Genomic DNA, 5,606 nt, shown 5'->3' on the forward strand with positions numbered 1-5,606 from the left:
CTCACCCTCTCGGGCTTTCCTCCGGGCTTTCGTTCTTCGTTCTTGCGTTTCCGACTCTATCAGATCCTTTCGGGCCTGACCCCCGGTCGAAGCGGGATTCGCTTTCCAGGTCCTCGCTTTCGCGTTTCCCTTTCCGGCGATGCCGACTCTATCAGAAGTTTTCCACCGGATTTCCCGGCTTCGGATTCCTGGATGAGGAGTCGAGTGCGTGCCCCCGGAATTCGATTCCGTGGACACGAGGGATCTTGCTGATGGCTGCCGAACTTGTCCAGTTCCAGGCAACCGTTCGACTCTACAACTAGGCCCTGGAGGTGTCAAAACGAGGGCGGGGCCCCGCGCACTGGGCCCCCTCACCCCGGGCCGCAGGCGCCGGCGTCGGCCTGGAAGCGGCCCCTGTAAGGGTGCGGTCGACGGCCCAGCCGAGGCCGCATCACGGCGACCACCCGCCTCACTACGCCAGACAGAGATCACCGACTCGCTGGTGGACCTGTTCGTCCAGCTCGCCTTGTAAATCAGCACCCGCACGGAGTGGAAGCCCGCTATCACTCACCGGATCATGTGCAGCAGGGGCTGGTCCATGCCACCCCGCAGTCGTCCCGTCATCTCCGTGTCCGAGCCTGGAGAGCGTGGACTGCCCAGTCGAGCACCGGCCCCAGGCTCTCCGGACCCGGCCAGCCGTTGATCACCGCTAGCAGCGAGGAGTACCGCTCCCTTCGGGGGTCATTCATACGTGCCAGCCGGACCAGCAGCTGCCCCCGCGACGCGGCATCGTCACCGCGGTCGAGGAGATGTGCGCAGCGGGTCATGAGAGCCGCGACGACCGGATCGGCCTCGGGCGAAGCCGGTTCGACACCCGCTGCCACGGTCGACGTGACCTGGTCACGGACGATCGCAGCCAAGTCGTCGTGCAGCGCGGGTGGTCGGCCCGCGATGTGCCTGGCCGTCTGCTCCTGGGCCAGGTCTCGTACCAGGGTGCGGAAGTCCGGGTCCTGCGACAGCTCGGCCAGTTCCACCCACGCCTGGATCTGCTCCGTATCGGGGTTGTCCGGCAGTTCCGGAGTCATCGAGCGCATGGCTCCCGCCAACATGGAGCTGGTACCCACGCCACCGAACGCGGCGTCGAGGAAGTCGCCGATCAGCTGTTGGCGTTCGGCTTCGGACAGCTTGGCCAGTTTGTGCAACAGAAGTGTCTCCTCAGGGGTAGCCCCGCGGGTCGCGACCGCAGTCAGCACCGCGCGCTGTAGCCGCAGGACTCGGATCTGCACGTCCAACGCGTCGGCATGCACCGCGGCGACCTCCGACAGCGCGAGTTCCCGGTCCATGACCTGCCGGACGGCCGCGAGGTCCAGTCCCAGGTCGCGCAGGGTTCTCACGAGCTCCAGGCGTGCGACGGCGTCGTGGTGGTAGAGGCGGTAGCCGGCTGGGCTGCGGTCAGCGGGCGGGAGGAGCCCGCAGTCGGAGTAGAACCGAATGGTCTTGACCGTGCTACCGGTCCGACGTGCCAGTTCGCCGATCGAGTAGAGCGTGCGGCCGTTCATGTCCCCACCCTCTGGTCTCCCGTAGCTGGAGACTCAAGCTCGTGAACTCGCGACGGTCGAAGTCTCACAACGGTCCTTTGCCCGAGCAAGATCGAAAACTGTCGCCAAGCACGGCGCACCGACCGCGACCAGGTGTTCTCCGAGAAGGCCCCAGTTCGAAGCCGCTCTCGCGCGCGGCCGCATCCTGGAGATACGCGCCGGACCGCCGCCCGGCATGTACGACCCCAGCGGACCGGGCCGGCTGCTCAGGGTCTTCGCCGCGACGGCGGAGACCGGGCCACGGCGGCCCGCAAGGGCAAGCAAAGTGGCCGGCGGCCCGTCGTTACCCAAGACAGACTGCACACTGTGCTGCGGCGCCGCATGAACGGCGAGTCGGTTGAGCAGATCCAACCCGATCTCCAGTCGCCATCGGCCGGGAGCTCGTACGGAGAGCAAGCCGACCCCAGGTCCGCGCGGCGGACGGCCAGGCCGTTCCGCAGGTCCGTGGCCGCCACGGAGCAGCCCTTGTCGTCGTCGGGCCGCCAGAGCAGGGGACCCCAGCGCCCCGCGTCCGAGGCGGGGTTGATGTCCGACACCTTGCCGACGTCGATGTCGAGAACCGGCTGCCGCGGGCGCTCGTCGATTCCCCGCGTTCCCGCCGGAGCGGCCGGCCGCCAGGGGGCAGACGGGGTCGGTCGTCGAACGCTCACAGCGCCATGCGGGAGCTTCGGTGATCGACGGCGGACTCGTGACGGACGTCCGGCTGGCTCAGCACGAACTGGTCCTGCCGACGTGCAGCGCGGAGAAGCCTCGGGGGCGATGGCGAGGTGCCGGCCCGGTCCGTCACGGCGGACAACCCGTACGCGCCGGCGTCGGCTTCCAGACCCGACTGCCCGTCCAGCCGGCCGCGTACCGGTCGCGGTCCACCCCCGTCGTCGGTGGGCCGTCACCACCGGCTCGTCCCGACCGCCGCCCGCCAGGACCCGCTCGGGGTAGGCGCCTATCGCCACCGCAAGAACCACGGCGGGCTGGGTCCTGGACGCCTTGACGACCTTGTTCGACCCGGCCACGGCGAGCCAGTTCGCCCCGAGCCCCACGTGGTCGTATGCGGCGTAGTCGAGGGGGCGGCGGGAAGGTCGCGGCCAGGCCCGGTGCTGCTGGGCGGCGCGGATTCCGTCGCGCCCATCGCGTAGTCCTGGATCTTCGGCTCCGGGGTGCTGTCACAGGCGGCCACGTCGCCGAGCCGGGCCAGAGCCCCCCGTTACCGTCTTCGTGGCTCCGCAATGGGGCTACCGGCCTTCGGGACCGGCATGACTTCCCCACTTGTTGCGGTTGATGACCGGGGGTGGTGTCACCGGGCCCGGAGGCATCGACGGACCGCTGATGAGGGGCTTGAGCACCGACTTCACCCGAGCCGGAAGAGCTCTCCGTAACGTGGGTGTGGCAGCTCGGTGCCGAGGCAAGGCCGGACGAAAGCGTGATGGAGGGGCCGGCACGTGATCGACATCAGCGACATCGACGTCTTCCTCGGCCTGGACGTCGGCAAGAGCGAACACCGCGCCACCGCCGTCACACTGGCCGGAAAGAGGGCGTTCGACAAGTGGCTGCCCAACACTGAACCGAAGCTTCGCGAGCTGTTCGCGAAACTCCAGGCCAAGCACGGAACGGTGCTGGTCGTGGTCGACCAGACGGCCTCCATCGGGGCCCTGACACTGGGGGTTGCCCGGGACATGGGCTGCCCGGTCGCCTACCTGCCCGGGCTGACGACGCGGCGGATCGCCGACCTCTACCCAGGCGAGGCCAAGACCGATGCCAGGGACGCGTTCATCATCGCGGACGCGGCCCGCGCGATGCCCCACACGCTGCGGGCTATCGACGGCGAGGACGAGACGATCGCCGAACTGGAGATGATCGTCGGATTAGATGACGACCTGGCCGGCGAGGCCACCCGGGCCGCGAACCGCCTGCACGGGCTGCTGACCCAGATCCACCCGTTGCTGGAACGGGTACTGGGGCCCAGGTTGCAGCACCCGGCGGTGCTGACCCTGCTGGAACGGTTCGGATCACCGGCCCAGATACGCAAGGCCGTAAGGCGCCGCCTGGTCACGCTGCTACGGCCAAAGACGCCGCGGATGGCCGAGCAGCTGGTCGAGGACATCGCTGATCGTCCCGATCCTGGCCGGATCCCTCGCCGCCGTCCTTGACCAGCGCATACTCCTGGCCGGACGGATCGAGGAACTCCTGGCGGCCCACCCTCTTTCGAAGGTCCTGACGTCGATGCCGGGCATCAGCGTCAGGACCGGAGCCCGGATCCTGATCGAGGTCGGTGACGGCAGCACCTTGCCGACCGCCGACCACCTCGCCGCCTACGCCGGACTCGCCCCCGCGACCCGCAGTTCGGGCTCCTCGATCCGCGGCGAACAGCCCTCCCGGAGAGGAAACAAGCAGCTCAAACGGGCATTCTTCCTCTGCGCGTTCGCCGCCCTGGGCAATCCGGCATCGCGGGCCTACTACGACAAGAAAATCGCCCAGGGCAAGCACCACACGCAGGCCCTGCTCTGCCTCGCCCGGCACCGGGCCGACGTCCTCTTCGCGATGTTCCGCGACGGAACCTTCTACGAATCGCGGCCGGCAGCACCGGTCACATGACCAACGGATCGGCCAGGAGGACGACCCGATCGGCCTCGACATCGAAACCGAGCACGGGATGGCCGTAGTCACCCTCCGGATCCATCAGAACCGGCTTGCCCAAGCGTTGCCCGATCTCCCGCAAGAAGCCGCAGAACACATCAAGTCGCTCCTGGCCCTGCAACTCCCGCAGGTCGACATCGAAGTCGATGACCTCGTCGTCGAGGAAACGGAAGATCGCCAGCACCTCGGCAGTCGGCCAGACCCGCAGCTGCGGGCACTCAGCATCTACCGAGCGGGACAGCACGGTCTCCGCCCGAGGCACGGGCAGCACCGTCTCGCCTTCGGAGAACTGGCACTTCCAGCCTCTCTCCTCGATGAGGTCCAGGACCGTCTGCCAGTCCTCCACCGAGCAATCCGGGACACGCACGTCCGGCAGCGACCCCATCAGGTCGGGGTCGAAGAAACAGCTCACGTCATCCCATAGAAGATCGGCCACCCCGCCATGCTGCCCGGCTACCTGATCCAACGCAGCCCCGTTTCCCTTGACCAAAGAGAGAGGGGCCCCCGTTCGACAGGGCCTGCCCGCCACCGGCGACCCACCGGGACGGCGAACCTCGGGTGCTCCTGTCCGATGCTCCTGTCCGATCCGAGCAGCCGAGCAGCCGAGGAGGGGGATTTTCGGGGTCAGAGGTTGACGCGCTTGAGGTAGACGCGGCGGCGGTGGGGAATGGTCTGGTACCAGAGCATCAGGTGCTCGTCCTCGTACGTACGCAGCCGCATGGGGCTGGGGTCCTCGTAGAGGCTGCCGTCCTTGGGGTCGATCGCCATCGACGCCAGGTCGACCAGGCCCTCCATGACGCCGGCGACCAACTCCTGCTGCTCCGCCGGCATGTCGCCGAGTACCCAGAGCCGGCTCGGGTCGCATTCCCAGGCCCAGCCGCCTTCGTTCTCCACTCCCTCACCCCGCAGGGTCACTGACCGATCTCCCGCTGGGCCTCGGCCAGGATGCGGCTGCTGGTCTCCATGGCGGCACGGAATCGTTCCTCCGTGGCGGCCGGGTCGCCGGCGGCACGCTCGGCTTCGCGCAGGGCCGCGGCCCGGGCGGGCCAGCGGTGGATGGCCACATGCGTGGCCCACTTGATCAGGAAGAAGCGGAGCGGGTTGATGGCACCCGTCTCCGCGGCGCGGTCGAACGCCGCATGGCATTCCCTGTCGAACTCGGCGAGGTGTGCCATGTCGATCCGGCGCACGGCGTCCCGCAGGGCTTCGCGCGTCATGGCCGGCTGGGGGATGAGGGGACCGTCGTCTTCGAGGTGCTGTGCTGTCATCGTGCCTCCAGGGGAACGTGGCCAGGATAGCGACCGTCCGTACGGCGTGCCCGTAAACGCAAAAAGCCCCGTACCGGATACCCGGTACGGGGCTTTTCACAATGATTGTTCGGCGGCGTCCTACTCTCCC

At 68.2% G+C, this 5,606-nt stretch carries 4 protein-coding genes and 1 pseudogene; 1 reads left to right on the forward strand and 4 read right to left on the reverse strand.

Annotation, left to right across the window (positions count from 1 at the left end; genetic code table 11):
- Window positions 1-599: 599 nt before the first annotated feature.
- Window positions 600-1,538, reverse strand: coding sequence for a MerR family transcriptional regulator (locus ACS04_RS23255; RefSeq protein WP_048478669.1), 939 nt, complete (start codon window positions 1,536-1,538; stop codon window positions 600-602).
- A gap of 1,475 nt (window positions 1,539-3,013) precedes the next feature.
- Between ACS04_RS23255 and ACS04_RS23260 the strand changes: the two are divergent.
- A pseudogene (locus tag ACS04_RS23260) lies at window positions 3,014-4,166 on the forward strand (IS110 family RNA-guided transposase).
- Here the strand turns inward: ACS04_RS23260 and ACS04_RS23265 are convergent.
- The 3 genes from ACS04_RS23265 to ACS04_RS23275 form a co-directional block, all read right to left on the reverse strand.
- Window positions 4,159-4,644 carry a hypothetical protein gene (locus tag ACS04_RS23265; RefSeq protein WP_209441757.1) on the reverse strand — a complete coding sequence of 162 codons (486 nt, stop codon included), beginning with the start codon at window positions 4,642-4,644 and terminating at the stop codon, window positions 4,159-4,161. The pseudogene ACS04_RS23260 and the gene ACS04_RS23265 overlap by 8 nt on opposite strands.
- A 188-nt stretch (window positions 4,645-4,832) precedes the next feature.
- On the reverse strand, window positions 4,833-5,123 hold the full coding sequence (locus tag ACS04_RS23270) for a hypothetical protein (protein ID WP_048478671.1): 291 nt from the start codon (window positions 5,121-5,123) through the stop codon (window positions 4,833-4,835).
- Complete coding sequence (locus tag ACS04_RS23275; RefSeq protein ID WP_048478672.1) at window positions 5,120-5,476, reverse strand: DUF6247 family protein; 357 nt, start codon at window positions 5,474-5,476, stop codon at window positions 5,120-5,122. The genes ACS04_RS23270 and ACS04_RS23275 overlap by 4 nt, the downstream gene beginning before the upstream one ends.
- Window positions 5,477-5,606: the final 130 nt, after the last annotated feature.

This window comes from Streptomyces roseus, from assembly GCF_001044425.1.
Lineage (GTDB): Bacteria > Actinomycetota > Actinomycetes > Streptomycetales > Streptomycetaceae > Streptomyces > Streptomyces roseus.

Bases quoted from the DNA above. Each gene is read 5' to 3' on its own strand.
- ACS04_RS23275 (WP_048478672.1), bottom strand. From the start codon at position 5,476: ATGACAGCACAGCACCTCGAAGACGACGGTCCCCTCATCCCCCAGCCG.
- ACS04_RS23255 (WP_048478669.1), bottom strand. From the start codon at position 1,538: ATGAACGGCCGCACGCTCTACTCGATCGGCGAACTGGCACGTCGGACC.